This is a genomic window from Geobacter sulfurreducens PCA, assembly GCF_000007985.2.
GTDB lineage: Bacteria > Desulfobacterota > Desulfuromonadia > Geobacterales > Geobacteraceae > Geobacter > Geobacter sulfurreducens.
In genome coordinates this window covers 1,851,154-1,869,687 of record NC_002939.5, presented here as the reverse complement: position 1 = coordinate 1,869,687, position 18,534 = coordinate 1,851,154, and the positions used below count along the sequence as shown (strand labels likewise).

Below are 18,534 nucleotides of genomic sequence, written 5' to 3'. Positions count from 1 at the left end.
TCAGCTGAACGAATGCCCCTCGGTGGGGAATTCTCCTTTCTTGACTTCTGAGATGTAGGACGCTACCGCGTCGGAAATGAGCGTACGAGCATCGCCGTAGCGCTTGACGAATTTGGGAGAGTACTTCTCGCACAGGCCGAGGATGTCGTGGATAACGAGAACCTGGCCGTCGCAGTGGGGACCGGCACCGATGCCAATGGTGGGAATGGAGAGTTCTGCGGTGATGCGGCCGGCAAGCTTGAGCGGAATCCCTTCCAGGACCACGGCAAAGGCTCCCGCCTCCTGGACCGCGAGGGCATCCTCCAGCAACCGCTGAGCCTGCTCGTCCTTTTTGCCCTGCACCTTGTAGCCCCCCATCCGGTGGATCGATTGGGGGGTAAGTCCGATGTGGGCCATGACCGGGATGTCCATATCGACGATGGCCCTGATGGTGTCCGTCACGTGGGCTCCCCCCTCCAGCTTCACCGCTTCGGCTCCACCCTCCTTGACCAGGCGTCCGGCGTTGATGCGGGCATCGCGCAAATCGGTCTGGTAGGAAAGAAACGGCATGTCCGTAACCACCAGAGCCTTTGGTCTGGCCCGGGTAACGGCGCGGGTGTGATAGAGCATATCGTCCACGGTAACCGGCAGGGTGTTGTCGTGACCGGCAAAGACAACACCGACCGAGTCTCCGACCAGAATCATGTCGATGCCGCATTCATCCATAATGCGGGTAAAGGGATAGTCGTAGCTGGTAAGGACGGTTATCTTCTCGCCCGTCGCCTTCATTTTCTGGATATCGAGGATGGTTTTCGCGCGGTTCACCGTGGTTGTCCCCTGTCAAATAACAAATGCGCCACCGGGGTCCGGAGGCGCACGAAAACGACCATGGAAGGGAAAGCTCATCCTATCCTCGTCGGTGCGGCTATTGCCTTCCGTCCCGGTTCAGTCGTGAATCCAGGCAGTATATCCGAAAAAAAGGATGACGGCTCCACCTGGGTTGCGGGCCGTCATTAGAATACGTGCATGAATACCACAAATATCGTGGTTTTGTCCAGAACTAATTTAAATCAGCTGGCTATCTTCTTCATCAGTTCGAGCTCTTTTACCACCTCACCGCTCTCCTCGCGCCGAACTTCCATATCCTCGAAGATCCGCGTTACCATCTCGCCCACCGCTTCCACCGACTTCTTGATTTCCGATCCGTCCTCGACTTGTTTGACGGTTGCCCTTACCATCTCCTGGGCCATCTCCTTGATGGTGTCAACGGAGCGGACAATGCTCATGGCGGCGTCGGATTGCTCCTTTGAGGCCTTGTAGATCTGCGTGCTCATGCTGCTCACGTTCTCGATGGAGTTGGTGACCAGCTGGACGCTGCGCGCCTGCTCCTCGGTCGCGGTCTTGATCTCATGGGTCATGTCCATGGAGCGGGTGGAGCTCTCGTGAATGACCTGGAGCGACTGACCCATGATGCCGCCCAGTTCAACCCCTCGCTGGACCAGATCCTTGGAGGCGGTTATGTTCTGGGCCGCTGAGCGGGATTCCCGCATGATCTCCTCGATAATGCCGGTTATCTCGCCGGTGGACTGGCCGGTCTGGAGCGACAGGTTGCGGATCTCGTCGGCCACGACGCCGAAGCTCTTGCCGTACTCTCCCGCCTGGGCCGCAATGATGGACGCGTTCAGCGCCAGGAGGTTGGTTCGCTTGGTGATGTCGTTGATCACGCCGACAATGCTCTCGATCTTGCCGCTGTTCTCGGAAAGGCGTTTCATGGCCTCGAAGGACTGGTCAACCGAACGCTGGATCTCGTCCAGGGCCTGGATGGTTTCATCCACCACGGCCCGGCCGCTGTCGGCCTTTTCCTTGACCGTACTCGATACCTGGTGCGAGATGGCGGCGCTCTGCTCAACGTTCTTGATGGAAGAGTTCAGCTCCTCCATGGCAGACACCGACTTGTCGATGGACTCCGACAGGTAGTCGATGTTCCGCGTCACCTGCTCGATGGCCACATAGATGTTGCTTACGGCGGAACTCGTCTCATCCACCGCCGAGAGAACGCTCTCTGATGCTGACGCGATGTGGGCGGTGCCGTCGGCCACGGAGTTGACCGCATCCTTCAGATTGACCACGTAGCGGGAATAATGGTCGCGGTTCTTGAGCAGATCGGCAAAGGTGGTCTCCAGTTCCGAGGTGAGGGTTCCAATGGCCTTGAGCAGATTGATGCGGACGATCGCCGACGAAGCCTGGTCGGCAAAGAGCTTGATGGTGTCCACGTCCGTATCGTTGAGCGACCGGCGGCTCGAACGGTTGTCCACGGCAAACACACCGATGGCCTCTCCCTTGACGACAATGGGGCAGATCACGAAGCTTTTTGATCTCAGGGCCCGGATGGCATCATAGGGTGATTGGAGCCGGAAATCGGTCGGATAGGCACTGACATCATCGATCATGTAGACCTGGCGGTCGGTAAAGCACTTAGTGATTACGCCCCCCCGCTGATCCAGGGGCAGCACCACGCCGGCCGGGTTGAAGTCGGCGGTGCCCACGGCGGCCACAAAGGAAAGTGAGGTCCGCGCAGTATCCGCCATGAGTATATTTACCCGCTCGTAGCCAAGAACATCGTGAAGCCCCTCGGCGCACAGCCGGAGGACCTCGTCCACATCGATCGATTTCTGAATCCTGCTGCTGATCTGGTGGAAATTCTTGATGTTGTTGTCAAGGATCCGGTAGCGGTTTTCAAAAATCTCCTTTTGGGATGCAACTTCCTGATGCAACAGGTTCAACTCGGCGGCGCGCTTGTGGAGTTCGTCGCTCGTCTTGCCGATGTGGTGCCCCACCACGGCCAGGACCAGGGCAGTGCCCATGCCCATATATGTATAGAGGGCTACTTGGTAGGTTGAGCGGGTTATATCGGAGAATACCTGCCCAAGAAGGGGCTGACCGGGGTCGGAAAAGAAAACGAGACGGATAAAAGTCCACGCGATGGGAGCGCCGATTCCCAACGCACAGCCGAGAACCCCGTACAGACTGCTCCTGTTTTTGAATACAGCACCGGATTCCATGCGGATATCCCTCCATTGTGCGCATTACCCGGCAACGGGCGGCACCGACCCGGCCACACCGGCAGTTCGGCTCATATGCACTATGTATAACATCGGCGGCGGAAAGAATTTCTTAAGAAAAAACGAGAGCACTCTAGCTCGTGGGCCATTCCATGTCAACTCTCACCGCCGCCCCACCACGATGCCGAGCTCTTCCGCCGCCGTCACCATCTGACCGCCGGGGTTCACCAGTTTCAGCTTCCGCACCGCCCGCTCGATGGATACCGATTTGATGTCGCGGCCGCGCAGACAGACCATGCGTCCATACTGTTCCTGTTCAATGAGGTCTATTGCGGCAACGCCGAAGCGGCTGCCTAGGCAACGGTCAAAGGTCGATGGTGAACCGCCCCGTTGAAGGTGGCCCAGGACCATGACGCGAACATCCATGTCGAGGCAGTCTCCCAGCTGCCGGGCCACGTATTGACCGATCCCCCCAAGCCGCTCGATGGTGTTCGTTTCATCGGCCCGCTTCTGCACGACCCGGTTGCCGCCGCGCGGGAACGCCCCCTCCGCCACCACGATGATACTGAAGGAGCTTCCCCGTCTTCGCCGCTCGTCGACCGCGCGGCAGACGGCACTGATATCGTAGGGAATCTCGGGGATGAGAATGACGTCCGCACCGCCGCTGATGCCCGATTCGAGAGCGATCCAACCGGCATAGCGCCCCATGACCTCCATGATCATGACCCGGTGGTGACTCTCGGCCGTGGAGTGAAGCTTGTCCAGGGCATCGGTTGCGGTTTCCAGGGCGGTGTTGTAGCCAAAGGTGACATCGGTCTCCATCAGATCGTTGTCAATGGTCTTCGGCACGCCCACAACGGGAATCCCCTTGTTCATGAGCTCAAGCGCGATCTTGAGCGAGCCGTCCCCTCCCACTGCCACGAGCGCGTCGATTCCCTGTTTTTTGATGTTCGCGACGACCTCGTCGGACACATCGGTTAAAACGGTTTTGCCATCCGCTTCAACAGGGTATGAGAAGGGATTGCCGCGATTGGACGTACCGAGGATGGTTCCGCCGCGGGGGAGTATTCCACGTACTTCATTGAGACCGAGCGGTACGATTCTGTTGTTGTAGAGCAGGCCGTCGAACCCGTCCCTGATGCCGACCACTTCCCAGCCGCGCCGGATGATGGAGCTTTTGACAACTCCCCTGATCACCGCATTGAGTCCCGGGCAGTCTCCCCCCCCGGTCAGTATGCCTACTTTACGCGCCATGATTCCTCCCCGTCGTTGATAACTATGAAAATACTCTCTACTCTCTTAGATGTCGAACTCATCACGGGCCAGCGCAGCGCTTCCCAGGAGTCCTCCGTCGTCGCCCAATGCGCCACGGACCACCACCAGCCGCTGGGCCGGAATCGGGAAAGCTCGGGCACGAACCTCTCGCTCTATGGAACTCCTGATCAGATCAAAGCTTGCAGCGACGCCCCCACCAACGATCAGTGCTTCCAGATTGAGTACGTTGGCCAGTGATGCCGTTGCCATGCCCAGATAACGTCCCGCCTCGGCGAAAAATGTCGCCGCCGCACCATCCCCTTCCCGGGCGAGACGGGCCAGATCCTGGGTAGTGAGAGGTATCGCAGACCCGTCAGCCGGTACGTATCGCCCCGTCATCATGGCCTCTCGCGCGGCTGAGGCTATGGCCGTGGCAGAGGCATATTGCTCAAGACAACCCCGGTTGCCGCAGGGACAGGACGTCCCCTGGGGCTCGACCGTCACATGACCGAACTCGCCGGCTACGCCGTCGATTCCGGTCCACAGCCGCCCGTTCAGGATGAGCCCTCCTCCGACGCCGGTGCCGAGTGTAACCATCAGGAACGAGTCGAACTCGCGTCCGGCACCGAAGGATTTCTCGCCGTACGCGGTGGCGTTGACATCGTTGGCCACCGTCGCCGGCAGACCACTGATGCGTTCCAGGTCATGGCGGAGGTTGATGCTGTCAATGGCCGGAAGATTCACCGATACGTGGATATGTCCGTCATTTGCCACAAGCCCCGGAACGCCGGCACCAACTGCCACGATGCGGAATCCCGCCTGCTCTGCGTGCTCTTTGAGAATGCCTATCCCCTCGGCGAGCTTTTCGTAAAAGGCGGCTCTCCCCTCATGAATATCGGTTTTCTGCCTGAAGCGGAAAAGGATCGTTCCCGCCTCGTCGACGAGTCCCATCCGCAGATTGGTCCCACCGATATCCATGCCGATGAACGCCGGGCGGATCATGGGGTCTCCCGTGAGAACAGCGGGGCCAGGCGGTCCCAGGCAGCCTGAAGCCCTTCCGGCACTACCCGTAGATCCGCCACGACCCCCATGAAATTCGTGTCACCGTTCCAACGGGGCACCACGTGGATGTGGAGATGGTCGTCAACACCGGCACCGGCCGCTTTTCCCAGGTTGATGCCGATATTGTAGCCATTGGGGCTGGCCGCATCCCGCAGGATGGAGCGGCAGAGCCGGACCGTGCGGAACAGGTCAAGCATTTCCGCGTCGGACAGGGAATCCATGTCGGCGGTATGACGCAGAGGAGCCACCATTAGATGACCGTTGGTATAGGGGTAGCGATTCAGCATCACGAGAGATAACGGTGTTCTGTGGAGGATGAGCCGCTCCCGGTCGCTGGCCTGTCCGTTACCGGGACAGAAGATGCATCCGGCGGGTTTTTCATCCACGAGGTATTCCATGCGCCAAGGCGCCCAGACACGTTCCACGACGGATCCTCCCTTCAAGAGCCATAGCTCCCGGTCGATTTTCCCCGGGATTATCCGTGAAAATACTCTAAATTACAAGCACGCCACGCTCCTTCAGTGTCCACACAGAAATAGAATGATTTTTTAGTGTAGCTGTAATTATCCCTTGACAAAGCATTGAACCTGAGAATAAGGTTGTTTAATTTCAATAAAAACGCTGGCGATAAAACCGTGTTGGGCTCGTCACAGCATATCAAAACAAATTTTAGCTTCACTAAAACGTGCGGGCCGCGAAAGGAGCGAACACCACATGAGCAAAAAGCAGGACGCCCTTGATTATCACTCCACAGGACGAAAAGGGAAGATAGAGGTAATTCCGTCAAAACCATGTCTTACCCAGCGCGACCTCTCCCTTGCCTACTCACCCGGTGTAGCCGAACCTTGTCTTGAAATCGAAAAAAACCCTGAAGACGCATATAAATATACTGCCAAGGGGAATCTGGTGGCGGTATTGTCCAACGGTACGGCCGTTCTCGGTCTCGGTGACATCGGCGCCTTGGCCGGCAAACCGGTCATGGAGGGCAAAGGGGTTCTCTTCAAGCGTTTTGCCGATATCGATGTCTTCGACATCGAGGTTGACACCAAAAACGCTGACGAAATAATCAAGGTCTGCCAGTTGCTGGAACCGACCTTCGGCGGCATAAACCTTGAGGACATCAAGGCACCTGAATGCTTTTATATCGAGGAAAAGCTCAAGGAGACCATGAACATTCCGGTCTTCCACGACGATCAGCATGGCACCGCCATCATTTCCGGCGCAGCCCTCATCAATGCCCTTGAACTGGTCGGCAAGAAGATCGAAGACATCAAGATCGTGGTCAACGGCGCCGGAGCCTCCGGCATCGCCTGCGCCCAGATGGCGGTTGAACTTGGTGCGAAAAAGGAGAACATCATTCTCTGCGATACCAAGGGCGTCATCTTCAAGGGACGTAGCGCCGGCATGAACGAGTACAAGGAGCGCTTCGCCGTCGAAACCGAAGACCGCACCCTGGAAGATGCCTTCAAAAATGCCGATGTGGCCTACGGCCTCTCCAGCAAGGGGGCATTCACCCCCGAAATGATCCGTGACATGGCGCCCAACCCGATCATCTTCGCCATGGCAAACCCCGATCCCGAAATCACCCCCGAGGAGGTGGCGGCGGTCCGGGCCGACGCCATCATGGCCACCGGCCGCTCCGACTATCCTAACCAGGTGAATAACGTTCTGGGCTTCCCCTTCATCTTCCGCGGCGCACTCGATGTGCGGGCCACGACCATCAATGAGACCATGAAAAAGGCGTGCGTCTTCGCTCTGGCCGAACTGGCCAAAGAGGACTGCCCGGACTCGGTGTGTCGTGCGTACGGCAATAAGAAATTCGCCTTCGGTCGCGAGTACATCATTCCTAAGCCCTTTGATCCCCGCGCGCTCCTGAGGGTGGCTCCTGCCGTTGCCAAGGCGGCCATGGAGTCGGGGGTCGCCCGCCAGCCCATTGCCGACATGGAAAAGTACATGGAGCATCTGGAGACGCTCCAGGGCAAGGCCAAGGAGACTCTGCGCCTCATCATCAACAAGGCGAAGACCGATCCCAAGCGGGTCGTCTTGCCCGAGGGCGAGAATGAAAAGATCCTTCGGGCCGCACAAGTGATGATCGAAGAGGGGATCGCCTATCCGATCCTCCTGGGCAATCGGCAGGAAATCCGCAAAAAGATCGAAGAGCTCAACCTTGATCTTAATGGCGGCGTCACTATCATTGACCCAGACGACAGCCCCGACACTGAGCGTTACTCCCAAGCCCTGTTCGAGCAGCGGCAGCGGAAAGGGATCACCCTGACCGAGGCCCGCCGCATGATCCGGCGCCGGGGCCGCACTTATTTCGGCTGCGAGATGGTCCGTTGCGGCGATGCCGATGCTCTGCTTTCTGGCATTGATGCCCATTATCCCGACATCATCCGCCCTGCCCTTGAAGTGATCGGCAAGCAGGAAGGCCTCTCCAGCGTCCACGGCCTTTACCTCATGGTTTTCAAGCGGGGCATTTTCCTGCTGGCCGACACCACGGTCTGCATCGAGCCTACCGCCGAGGAACTGGCCGAAACCGCCATACTGGCAGCCGAGAAGGCACGGCTTCTGGATCTCGACCCCCGTATCGCCATGCTTTCATTTTCCAACTTTGGTTCCGTCAACCACCCCCAGGCCCTCAAGGTCAAGCGGGCTGCGGAGATCGTCAAACAGCGGGCGCCGGAACTGATAATCGACGGCGAGATGCAGGCCGACACCGCCGTTGTGCCTGACATTCTGGAGTCCCATTATCCCTTTGCCACACTCAAAGGCGGAGCAAACATCCTCATTTTCCCCGACCTGAACTCGGGCAACATCAGCTACAAGCTCCTTACCCGCCTTGGCGGAGCCGACGCCATCGGCCCGATTCTCATGGGAATGAAGAAGCCGGTGCACGTACTGCAGCGCGGCGATGACGTAATGGATATCGTCAACATGGCAGCCATTGCCGTTGTCGACGCGCAAAGCAACTGAAGCGCCAACATATGGAAATGACAAAGGGGGCCGTCGGCCCCCTTTTTTTGTCGCAAAATCCGATAGGTAAACAAGAAATCGGGTTGTCACGGCCTTGGGGAAAAAGGTAGAATGACCACGTAACGTACCTACTCCGCCTGGGAGTCAGTCCATGGACCAGTTGATACAGACAAGACGAAGCGATGCGCCGATGCTCTGGACCATCGCCCTTTCCATTGCATTGCACGGAGCACTCTATTCCGTAACCTCACTCCTGCCGCGCCATGTGGCCGGCGTTGAAGGGATGCAGGTCGTTTCCGTGGATCTGTCCGGCAGTGAAATTCGCCCCGTTGCGCCATCACCGCCCGACAGCAAGCCGGCACCCGTACCTGAACCTGCTGTTGCGAGCGACATGAGTTTGCCGGTGGAAAACGAGCAACCACCTGCCGAAGAAGTTCTTCCGCCCCCCCAGGCGGTTGAGCCGCCTCCCCCGCCGGTGGTTTCGGCGCCCCCCTCGCCTCTTTCGCTGGGCATGTCCCGCGGCTTTTTCCGCGGCATAGCCGAAGGCGAATCCCTGAGAAGCGATGTCCGCGAATATTACTTTACGCTGCTGGAAACCATAAACGAGCGGTGGTGGACGGTTGCGAACGCGTCTGGAATGGATCTGGGTCGTTCGGAGGCGATGTTCACCATTGTGATGAAGAAAAGCGGCGAGATGGTTGACGTGCAGCTGGTGAAGAGTACGGGAAGTCCGGCCTATGACCGGTTGATTCTCCAGGCGATTCAAGCGGCTAACCCCTTGCCCCCCCTGCCTGACAGCTATACCAGCGAGTTGTTTTTGGCCCCGGTCCGACTTGTGGCGCCCCGGGGACTGCTCTTTTCGTAAAAGGCGTTACGGCGTTTCCTCAAGATCAACAAGATCCGCATCGGCAAGGCCGTCGTGGCCCAGATGCTCCAGCTTGCCGGCCGTGTCACGGAAAGCTGGGTCGACGTCGGCAATCTTGCGATACTCGGTCAGGGCCTTTTCCACGTCTCCCTTTTGCTCGAGGGTAAGTGCCAATTCATAGGTCAGACAGAGGAACTCCTCCGGCGAAAGCTCCGACAGCATCAGCCCCGAATTGAACAACTCCTCCGCCCGGGCCGGTTCTCCCTTGTCCCGGTAACATATCCCCTGAAGCGTGATGCAATCCACAAGGCGACGGGGGTCCTGCGCCGCTGCCTTGAACTCGGCGACGGCATCATCGTACAGTCCCATTTCCTTGTAAGCGATGCCGAGGTTGTAATGAGTCTCCGTGTCGCCCTGGTCGAGTTGTTCCCCCACCCCTTTTTTGAACGCTGAGAAAAGGCCGTCAAGCCCATACTTATCACCCTTCAAGCCGGGGGACGGCGGAACGGATGGGGGGGGCGGCACAAGATCGTTCAGCTCATCCTCAGTGAAATCAAGGGACAAGTCGTCCGTTAATGACGGAGCCTCGCTTTCGGGGCCGGCAAGCCAATCGGTCGATTCATCCAGCACGGAAACTTCGAGCTCGATTTCTTCAAGGTCGGCATCGCCGTCGCCTTCAAGCCCGATCTCAACCTCTTCTTCCCAGAGGGACTCATCGGAATCGAAGTCAACTTCTGCCACCCCGGCAGCGGGAGATTCAGGGACAGCGGGCGAGCCATCCGGCAAGGGAGCCGAATCTTCAGAAAACGATGCGAGTTCCTGCTCCTGTTCACCGGAGACTTCAACATCCTTGTCGGCTGTCCCGCGAACCCTGCGCACCCCTTCGGCAATAGCCTCATTATGGGGAGCGATCTCCTGGAGCGACAGGTAGAACTGTTCAAGGGTCTCGGGCTCGTGGCTGAGGAATTCGGGCTCAAAGCGCTTCAGGAGTTCAAGCGCCTCCTCCACATCACCCCTATGACGCAGACAGAACAAGAGCCCTTTGCAGGCGGTAAGCTCTCCGGGGTAGTTGAGCACGATGCGGTTGTATGCATCCGAAGCGGTTTTCAGGTCGCCCGCTGCCCGGGAAGCGTCGGCCAGAAGATAGAGTGCGCGCGGATTGAAGCGCTCGTCGTTCGCGAACTGCTTCAACAGGGGGAGAGCGGCGGCATGGTTACCGGCGGCCAGTTCATCTTCGGCAACGACGAGGAGAAACTCCCTCCGCTCCGGGAAGAGTTGCCCGATCCGTTCGCAGATGCGTCCGTAGGCAGCAGCATCGCCCTTCGCTCTGATTTCGCGGGCCAGGACGGTGAACTCTTGATACGCTTCATCTGTCTGGCCGATCTTGTTCCGAGTGTCGGCCAGTTTCAGGCGAATAGTGATGTTCTCCCGGTCCAGGGAGTGCATGCGCTCCAGGACCTTTACCCCTTCACGGAGCTGCCCGCTCTTTTCGTAGAAGTCGTAGACAGCCTTGTATTCAGCCAGGGCATTGCCGACAAGTCCCTGCTTTTCATTGAGGGTGGCAAGGGTGAGAGATGTGCCCGAATTGGAGGGGTCGATTTTCTGGATCTGCTTGTAGACCGCGATTGCCTTGAGGAAAAAGCCGTTGTCAGCGTAGAACTTACCGATGACTTCGAACTCCCGCAACGCCTCGTTCTTTCTGCTGGCGCGTACCAACAACTCGGCGTACTTCTGCCGGACCCGCACATCCTTGGGGTCGAGTGTTACTGCTTGCTCGTATTCACGGATCGCCCGGTCGACCTGTCCCTTGATAAGGAACTTCTGGGCACTGTCGAGATGTTTATCTTTTTTGGAGCTCACCGTCCATCCGTTGTCTGTGAAGGTCAAAATACATGTACTTGTAACCTAATGGAAAGAGTGTACCTTGTCAAGCGCGGACACCCTGCGAAATAGCGTAGCTTCGCGCACTATGGGCTGCTACGACGATGGTGCCTCCTGCCGATCTCTTCAAGTAATCGATCAAGGCGGCGGACCTCATCAGGGGTGAGACGCCGGTCGTGGTAAACCGCCCCACCGTAAATGGCGACGAACTCCGTTGCCGCCGGATCGTTCAGTCCTGCGACGACTTCAGACAGTCCCTGCGAGGGATCCGGATCCCGGGGAAGGCCGTAGAAACGGGTGAGCTTTGCACGGAGACGTTTCAGCAGCCGTTTCTCCCTGCCGGCAGGCCTGTGACGGCGAATAGCCAAGACGCACCCCAACGCCGCCAGTGCTCCGATTGTCGCCGCCGCGACCAGACGCACATCCCCCGGCATGCGGAGGTCTTTGAACCGGCTGTTCGCCGTGCGGACCAGCTCGATCTGTTTCTGGAGGTCATAGGTGATAACTGTCTGAATCCAGAGATAGGAGAGCGAGTCGACCACGCGGGTCATTGTGCCAAGCATCCCGGCTCTGGATGCTTCGCCCACTCGAGCGAAGTTGACGGCAAAGGCGCTTGGGTCGACCATTACCCAACCTCGTCCCTCTATGAACGCTTCCACCCAGACATGGGCGCGGTCTTCGGTAACCAGATAATAGCCGGCCAGTTCGTTGTATTCCCCGCCGTAGTAGCCCCCCACCAGCCTCGCCGGTACGCCCGCCACCCGCAACAGCCGGGCGAACGATGACGCAAAAAACTCGCAGTGTCCTCTTTTGCTGCCAAAGAGAAAGGCATCGACCGGATCGTCCGACAGCGGAAGCCCTGTGGTAGCGTAAGAGAATCCGGCATCACGGAACCACGCCTCGATCCTTTCTAGCTTGGCCGCATCGTTTGCTGCGCCGGCAGTCAACCGGCGTGCCAGGTCAATTGTTCTGCCGGAGATCCGTTCGGGCAGTTTCAAATAGCGGTTTCGGTCCACCGTCCCCCTGACGGCAATAGTGTCGGACACCACCGACTGCACCTCATACCTGATCCGCCCCCCCGGACGTCCCCGATTGACAAAGGTAAAATCATTGGCTTGCCTGTTTCGGATTCCGTCCATGCGAATCGGCACGTTGAGCCCCACCAGGTACGTGGTGCGCGAGGGTTCGGGATAGATCACCTGACGCACGGCTCTTCCCTGTGGCTGGGCAGGCGAATCCGCGGTCGGGGTCGTCCCGCGCACCCATCCAGCCGGGGTAGCCGTGTCCAGGACCAGTCCCCGCCAATACAACTCATTCCGCTCCAACCGCTCGCATTCGGCCCTGAACGCAACGGTGTGGACATCGGCTACGCTGGAGGACGTGCCCGGCTCCACGCGCTCACTGAGCCCTGTTGTTTTCTCCCCCGGGGCATTCAGAAAACTGAGGAGCGGAAACTGGGTCCGCGGCAGGATGGCGAAAAAAACGAGCAGTAGCGGCAGTGACGCGGCGGGCATGGCAAGGGCCGCCGTGACCACGCGCCTGAGTGCGCGGGAGGTGAGACTGATACCTTCGTCGACGCTATGAAAGGCCAGAAGAACGAGCGCAATAGCGATAAGGGCCAGCAGGAGCGTCAGATAGAACAGAAACAGGGCGCTCAGGCTGAAGAGCGATGACCCTGCCAGGAGAAAAAGGGAAAGCGCAAATATCTGAAGAAGGTTTCGCGGACTCTTTTCGTTGATCAGCCGCACCGACAGAAGCATGACGAGGAAGTTCACGACCGGCGCTGCCGGATTGGAGCGACTCCACTGGAGTAAGTACGCCGCAAAGGCAACGACCGTGAATAGTGTTGCCGGAATGCCGGCCAGAGGATGCCGTCCCCGGCGATCAAATGCAATGCCCAGCGCCAAGGCCAGCGGAGCCGCGAGTCGCGCTGGCCAGTCCGCATAGAGTACGACGGGGAGATACCCGAGAGCCGCCACGAGGTAGGCGAGAATGGTGATAACGGTCTTAACGGATACCATGGAGTGCCAGTTCCGTGAGCAGTCTGAGCCGATGGGCGCGGGAGGTGTCAGGAGCGATGGTCCGCCCGTCGACAAAAAGACCCACGGGACGGTTTGCCCGGATAGCCCGGTTTACGAGCCAGACCCCGCACCGGATGCGCTCCTCGCGATCGCTGCCCGGCAAGCGGTCCGGGTCGAGGATGATCGGCTCGTCCGCAACAGCAGTCATCCCTTTCACCTTCAGAGAACCGTGGCGTGCCGAAAGACGCCAGTGGATCAGCCTGAACGGCTCCGTACCCGTATAGTCGGAAATCCGGTCCACTTCCCCTTCGTAACCGGGTGAAAGACTCTCGCGCCCCCCTCTTCCCGCCTGCTCCGGCAGAACGGAAAAGCCGGCGCAAGGAAGTGGCGAGGGAAAAACAACGCCTCGAGCATCCAGGGGAAGGACCGTTGATCGGACAAAAAAATTTATGGGAAAAGGAGAGCTCACCACGGCTCGCCCCAAGGTAACGATCCCCCTGCGGGGAAACCTGATCGCGGCAGAACCGGCCTCGTCGGCCTGCCGTTCCACCAGGTTGAAATCGGCCCAGCCGCCCCCCTCCACTGACACACGCAACAGGAACGAGGGCACGAAACGCTTCCGGTTGACAATGACCAGGTAGGCAAAGGTCTCCTGATCAGCATAGATCTCGTCGGGCAGACGCACCTGGAGCGCAAGGCCGCGGATATTGAGCCATCCAGCAACCCCGGAAACGGTCATGAAGCCGAGCAGCGCCGAAACGATCAGATATAGAAGGTTGTTGCCGGTGTTGACCGCCGCGAATCCGATCAGGAGCGTTATGACGATATAGGCGATGCCGGGCCGTGTCAGTCTCAGGCCAGCGGAACGGGTATGGTGGCGAGAATGGCGTGTAATAGCTCCCCCTTGTCCAGGTTCTCGTTGTCAAAACCGAGGATCAGTCGGTGTGCACCAACCGGCGCCGCAATCGCCTTCACATCCTCGGGAATGACGTAGTCGCGCCCCTCCAGATAGGCGTGGGCCTTGGCGGTTTCGGCCATGGAAATGGCGCCCCTGGTGGAAACGCCCGACGTCACGGCACGGTGACTGCGGGTGGCCGCGACGATGGCATGGATGTAATCAACCACCTTATCGGACAGGTAGATGGATTCGCGGACCGTTCGTTGGGCCTCGATGATGTCGTTGACCGTCACAAGCGGCTCCAGGTGGCGGATGCCGTCGCGGATGCTCCCTCCCTTGATGATGGCCTTTTCGATGGCCTCGGGCGGGTAGCCGATGCCGCTGCGGACCATGAAGCGGTCCAGCTGCGATTCGGGGAGCGGATAGGTTCCCACCTGCTCCACCGGGTTCTGGGTGGCAATGACCAGGAAAGGCTCGGGCAGCGGATGGGTGGTGCCCTCCACCGTAACCCGTCGCTCCTCCATGGCCTCCAGAAGCGCGCTCTGGGTCTTGGGCATGGCGCGGTTGATCTCGTCCATCAGCACCACGTTGTTGAAGATGGGACCGGGCATGAAGGTAAAGCGGTTTTCGTCCCGGTTGAGGATGGAGAGACCCGTGATATCCGAGGGGAGAAGATCGCTCGTGCACTGAACCCGGCCAAAGGAGAGCCCCAGTGCCCGGGCCAGGGCGAGGGCCAGGGTCGTCTTGCCCAGGCCCGGTATGTCTTCCAGCAGGATGTGGCCGCCGGAAAGGAGCGCAATTACCGACAGGCGGACCGCGCGGACCTTGCCCTTGAGGTAATTGGTGGCCAGCGTGTCGATGACATTGAGCATTTCAGCGCGTTTAAAGAGGTGCATGAACAGAGCCTTTCAGGAGACGTGGGTCGAGTATCGCCTTCAATAGTACCACAGGAACAGCGGGAGCGACCGCTTCACTTTTCACGCGTTTGCTGCTAAGATGCCATCGCCGTGGCCTCAGGTACTTGGAGTACGGCAATCCTTTCAAGAACGGACCAGTCATGCGCTACATCAGCACCAGAGGAACCATTCAGCCCATTCGCTTCAAGGACGCGGTCATGATGGGGCTCGCCACCGATGGGGGGCTTCTTCTGCCGGAAACAATACCGGCCATCGACCGGGACACGCTCGCGGCATGGAAGACGTTGCCGTTCCAGGAACTCGCCTTCCGGATCATCTCCCGCTACGCCGACGACATCCCGGCCGATGACCTGCGGAGTCTCATTGAGCGCTCCTATGCAACCTTTGATCATCCCGACGTGACGCCGGTCGTGGAGCGGGGCGGCCTCCACATCCTCGAACTCTTCCACGGACCCACGCTTGCATTCAAGGACGTGGCTCTTCAGTTCCTGGGCAACCTCTTCGAATATCTGCTGCAGGAGCGGAACGAACGGATGAACATCGTCGGCGCCACGTCCGGCGACACGGGAAGTGCCGCCATTTACGGCGTGCGGGGGAAGGAGAACATCAACATCTTCATCCTCCATCCCCACGGCAAAACCTCGCCGGTCCAGGCGCTACAGATGACCACGGTACTCGATCCCAACGTGCACAACATTGCCGTGCGCGGCACCTTTGACGATTGCCAGAACATCGTCAAGAGCCTGTTCAACGACCTCCCCTTCAAGGAACGCTACGCTCTCGGCGCCGTCAACTCCATCAACTGGGCCCGGGTACTGGCCCAGGTGGTCTATTACTTCCTCTCTTACTTCCGCGTGGCAAAGACCATTGGCGACGAAGTTGTCTTCTCGGTTCCCACGGGCAACTTCGGCGATATTTTTGCCGGCTACGTGGCCAAGCGAATGGGACTGCCCATTGCCAGACTGCTCCTGGCCACCAACGAAAACAACATTCTCGCCCGCTTCATCAATGACGGAGACTATTCGCTGAGTGCCGTGGTGCCCACTGTGTCGCCGTCCATGGACATCCAGCTGGCTTCAAACTTCGAACGCTATGTCTACTATCTCTTCGGAGAAGACCCTGCCAGGGTCCGCGAGGCATTCGCCACGCTTCCCGCCCGGGGCCGGATCGTCTTCTCCGATGCCGAAATGGAGCACGTGCGCACCGAATTCCTTGCCTGTTCGGTTAACCAGCAGGAGACCGTCGACACCATCGCCTCCTTCAACCGTGAAACCGGCTACCTCCTTGATCCCCACACGGCAGTGGGTGTCCGGGCTGCCCGGCAACTGGTGACCGACGGCACGCCGGTCATCTGCCTTGCCACTGCTCACCCGGCGAAGTTCGCCGATGCCGTGGTGCGCGCAGTAGGGTTCGAACCGCCGCGTCCTCCATCGCTCATGGGAATTGAAGACCTGCCGAGCCGGTGCGAGGTGCTTGACGCACGTATCGAGCAGATCAGGACCTTCATCGAGGAGAAGGCCCGCTAAGGGCCTTTTTCGTTACGAACCGCCATGAAACTTGACTGGAACGGCATCGATACCGTGCTCCTGGATATGGACGGCACGCTCCTCGACCGCCATTTCGACGACCACTTCTGGCTCGAACACGTACCCAAACGCTATGCCGCCCAGAACGGCATCCCCCTGGACGAAGCGAAAAAACTTCTCTACGCTCTGTTCCGTTCCCAGGAGAGGACCTTGAACTGGACCGACCTGGATTACTGGTCGGAGCGACTCGGGCTCGACATCCCCGTTCTGAAGCAGGAGATCGATCACCTAATCGCGGTCCACCCCGGCGTGGTGGAGTTCCTGGTCTTTCTTCGCCGGCACGGCAAACAGGCCTGGCTCGTGACCAATGCTCACGGCAAGACCCTCTCACTGAAGATGCGCAAAACCCGGCTCGGGCCCTATTTCACCGGCATCATTTCCGCTCATGATCTGGGCCTTCCCAAGGAAGACGTGCGTTTTTGGGAAAAACTACAGGAGCGTGTCCCCTATGAGCCTTCCCGAACCCTGCTGGGGGAAGACAGCGAAACCAACCTCGGCACCGCCGAGGAGTACGGCATCGCCCACCTCATCTATGTGAGTCGCTACAGCTCAACAGTCACACCCACAGCATCGGATCGCTACGCCTCGATTCACTATTTTACGCAACTCATCCCAGCCGCCCATACCGACGAGACATGAAAAAAGGCAGCCTGCAACGGCTGCCTTTCTCTGTCACAAATTTCCGGCATTACGTTTTTATTCCAAGTTGTCCTCAATCCTGATGAACCTGCTCTTCTCGCTGATGAGCTCGAAGGTGTCGATTTCCTCAAGAGCAGCGCGAATGTCCTTTTCACGGGCCTCATGGGTCATGATCACGATGGGCACCGATTCACCGGCGCTCCTCCCCTTCTGAATCATCGATTCAATGCTGATATCGTACTTGCCGAGGGCCCCCGAGATTTTTGCCAGCACTCCGGGCTTGTCGACGGCACTGAAGCGAAGATAGTACTTGCCCTCGATCTCACCCATGGGCTTGAGGGCAAGCGTCGTGACTGCCTCGTCCCGATAGCCGAGGGGCGCGCACCGGCGGCTTACGCCGGCAATGATATTCCGGGCGATTTCAATGACATCGCCCACTACCGCACTGGCGGTGGGATCCATGCCGGCGCCGCGGCCATAGAACATCACTGGACCGATAAAATCGCCGGTGAAGCGGATGGCATTGAAAACCCCGTCCACATCGGCAAGTGGGTAGTTGACAGGGATCATGGTCGGGTGGACACGGGCTTCCACGGTATCGCCGGTGCGCTTGCCAATGGCGAGCAGCTTGATCTTGTACCCGAAATCCCGGGCAAAACCAATATCCGCTGACGAGATGGAACTGATCCCTTCGGTGTGGATGGCGTTGAAATCAACCTTTGTCCCGAAACAGAGGGAAACCAGCAGCGCCAGTTTGTGGGCAGTATCGACCCCCTCGATGTCGAAGGTCGGATCCGCCTCGGCATAGCCCAGTTCCTGGGCGGTCTTGAGGACATCGCCAAAATCGGCCCCTTCCTGAGTCATGCGGGTGAGGATATAGTTGCAGGTTCCGTTGAGGATGCCGAGCACCGTGGTGAAGTTGTTTGCCGCCATGTTACCCAGTATGGCCGAGATGACCGGGATGCCGCCGCCTACCGCCGCCTCGAAAAGTACCTGAACCCCCTTGGCAGCGGCCGCCGGGTAGATCTCCTCCCCGTGCAGGGCGAGCAGGGCCTTGTTGGCGGTAACAACGTGCTTGCCGTTGTTGATGGCACGCAGCACGAAACTCTTGGCCGGCTCATACCCGCCGATCAGCTCAATCACCACGCTGATCTCCGGATCATCGAGCACGTCGGCCACATTGCTGGTGAGCGTTCCCGGAGGGAGCTCGATGCCCCTGTCGGTGGTTACGTCCAGATCGGCAATTTTTTTAAGAGTAACCATAGCGCCGACCTTGTCGGCAATGAGGCCGGCGTTGGCCTGGAGGAGCTTGGCGACACCCGTGCCGATGGTGCCGAAACCGATGAGTCCGATCTTGATCTCTTTCATGATTCCTCGTTCTGGTGCCTGTCGGGATT

General features: G+C 58.9%; 14 protein-coding genes. 4 read left to right on the top strand and 10 right to left on the bottom strand.

Going from position 1 to position 18,534, the window contains the following annotated elements; translation table 11 throughout:
* From panB to GS_RS08490, 5 genes are all read right to left on the bottom strand, one after another.
* Complete coding sequence (gene panB, locus GS_RS08510; RefSeq protein WP_010942349.1) at positions 1-804, bottom strand: 3-methyl-2-oxobutanoate hydroxymethyltransferase; 804 nt, start codon at positions 802-804, stop codon at positions 1-3.
* Positions 805-1,049: 245 nt separating this feature from the next.
* Entirely contained in the window at positions 1,050-3,041 is a 1,992-nt protein-coding gene (locus GS_RS08505; RefSeq protein WP_010942348.1) for a methyl-accepting chemotaxis protein, read from the bottom strand.
* Positions 3,042-3,203: 162 nt separating this feature from the next.
* Positions 3,204-4,295, bottom strand: coding sequence for a 6-phosphofructokinase (locus GS_RS08500; protein ID WP_010942347.1), 1,092 nt, complete (start codon positions 4,293-4,295; stop codon positions 3,204-3,206).
* 45 nt (positions 4,296-4,340) lie between these two features.
* On the bottom strand, positions 4,341-5,297 hold the full coding sequence (locus tag GS_RS08495) for an ROK family protein (protein WP_010942346.1): 957 nt from the start codon (positions 5,295-5,297) through the stop codon (positions 4,341-4,343).
* Positions 5,294-5,782, bottom strand: a complete 489-nt coding sequence (locus GS_RS08490) for an HIT family protein (protein ID WP_010942345.1) — start codon at positions 5,780-5,782, stop codon at positions 5,294-5,296. The genes GS_RS08495 and GS_RS08490 overlap by 4 nt, the downstream gene beginning before the upstream one ends.
* A 289-nt stretch (positions 5,783-6,071) precedes the next feature.
* Here GS_RS08490 and GS_RS08485 point away from each other — a divergent pair, with 289 nt between their 5' ends.
* Complete coding sequence (locus GS_RS08485) at positions 6,072-8,330, top strand: NADP-dependent malic enzyme (protein ID WP_010942344.1); 2,259 nt, start codon at positions 6,072-6,074, stop codon at positions 8,328-8,330.
* A 151-nt stretch (positions 8,331-8,481) separates the two neighbouring features.
* Positions 8,482-9,195 carry an energy transducer TonB gene (locus GS_RS08480; RefSeq protein WP_010942343.1) on the top strand — a complete coding sequence of 238 codons (714 nt, stop codon included), beginning with the start codon at positions 8,482-8,484 and terminating at the stop codon, positions 9,193-9,195.
* Positions 9,196-9,201: 6 nt separating this feature from the next.
* Here GS_RS08480 and GS_RS08475 read toward each other — a convergent pair whose 3' ends face one another.
* From GS_RS08475 to GS_RS08460, 4 genes are all read right to left on the bottom strand, one after another.
* On the bottom strand, positions 9,202-11,055 hold the full coding sequence (locus tag GS_RS08475; protein ID WP_010942342.1) for a tetratricopeptide repeat protein: 1,854 nt from the start codon (positions 11,053-11,055) through the stop codon (positions 9,202-9,204).
* 107 nt (positions 11,056-11,162) lie between these two features.
* Entirely contained in the window at positions 11,163-13,097 is a 1,935-nt protein-coding gene (locus GS_RS08470; RefSeq protein WP_010942341.1) for a transglutaminaseTgpA domain-containing protein, read from the bottom strand.
* Complete coding sequence (locus GS_RS08465) at positions 13,084-13,836, bottom strand: DUF58 domain-containing protein (protein WP_235045016.1); 753 nt, start codon at positions 13,834-13,836, stop codon at positions 13,084-13,086. Before GS_RS08465 ends, GS_RS08470 begins: the two co-directional genes overlap by 14 nt.
* 113 nt (positions 13,837-13,949) lie before the next feature.
* Positions 13,950-14,891, bottom strand: a complete 942-nt coding sequence (locus GS_RS08460) for an AAA family ATPase (protein ID WP_010942339.1) — start codon at positions 14,889-14,891, stop codon at positions 13,950-13,952.
* A 161-nt stretch (positions 14,892-15,052) separates the two neighbouring features.
* On the opposite strand from GS_RS08460, the gene thrC reads away from it, so the two are divergent.
* Together thrC and yrfG are read left to right on the top strand one after the other, a co-directional pair.
* On the top strand, positions 15,053-16,438 hold the full coding sequence (gene thrC / locus GS_RS08455) for a threonine synthase (protein ID WP_010942338.1): 1,386 nt from the start codon (positions 15,053-15,055) through the stop codon (positions 16,436-16,438).
* 24 nt (positions 16,439-16,462) lie between these two features.
* Positions 16,463-17,137, top strand: coding sequence for a GMP/IMP nucleotidase (yrfG, locus tag GS_RS08450; protein ID WP_010942337.1), 675 nt, complete (start codon positions 16,463-16,465; stop codon positions 17,135-17,137).
* 57 nt (positions 17,138-17,194) lie between these two features.
* Here the strand turns inward: yrfG and GS_RS08445 are convergent, their stop codons facing one another.
* Positions 17,195-18,505: a homoserine dehydrogenase gene (locus GS_RS08445; protein ID WP_010942336.1), complete on the bottom strand. Its 1,311-nt coding sequence runs from the start codon at positions 18,503-18,505 to the stop codon at positions 17,195-17,197.
* Positions 18,506-18,534: the final 29 nt, after the last annotated feature.

Coding starts and splice junctions, on each gene's coding strand:
- GS_RS08505 (WP_010942348.1), bottom strand. CDS start 3,041: ATGGAATCCGGTGCTGTATTCAAAAACAGGAGCAGTCTGTACGGGGTT.
- GS_RS08500 (WP_010942347.1), bottom strand. CDS start 4,295: ATGGCGCGTAAAGTAGGCATACTGACCGGGGGGGGAGACTGCCCGGGA.
- GS_RS08495 (WP_010942346.1), bottom strand. CDS start 5,297: ATGATCCGCCCGGCGTTCATCGGCATGGATATCGGTGGGACCAATCTG.
- GS_RS08485 (WP_010942344.1), top strand. CDS start 6,072: ATGAGCAAAAAGCAGGACGCCCTTGATTATCACTCCACAGGACGAAAA.
- GS_RS08480 (WP_010942343.1), top strand. CDS start 8,482: ATGGACCAGTTGATACAGACAAGACGAAGCGATGCGCCGATGCTCTGG.
- GS_RS08470 (WP_010942341.1), bottom strand. CDS start 13,097: ATGGTATCCGTTAAGACCGTTATCACCATTCTCGCCTACCTCGTGGCG.
- GS_RS08465 (WP_235045016.1), bottom strand. CDS start 13,836: ATGACCGTTTCCGGGGTTGCTGGATGGCTCAATATCCGCGGCCTTGCG.
- GS_RS08460 (WP_010942339.1), bottom strand. CDS start 14,891: ATGCACCTCTTTAAACGCGCTGAAATGCTCAATGTCATCGACACGCTG.
- thrC (WP_010942338.1), top strand. CDS start 15,053: ATGCGCTACATCAGCACCAGAGGAACCATTCAGCCCATTCGCTTCAAG.
- yrfG (WP_010942337.1), top strand. CDS start 16,463: ATGAAACTTGACTGGAACGGCATCGATACCGTGCTCCTGGATATGGAC.
- GS_RS08445 (WP_010942336.1), bottom strand. CDS start 18,505: ATGAAAGAGATCAAGATCGGACTCATCGGTTTCGGCACCATCGGCACG.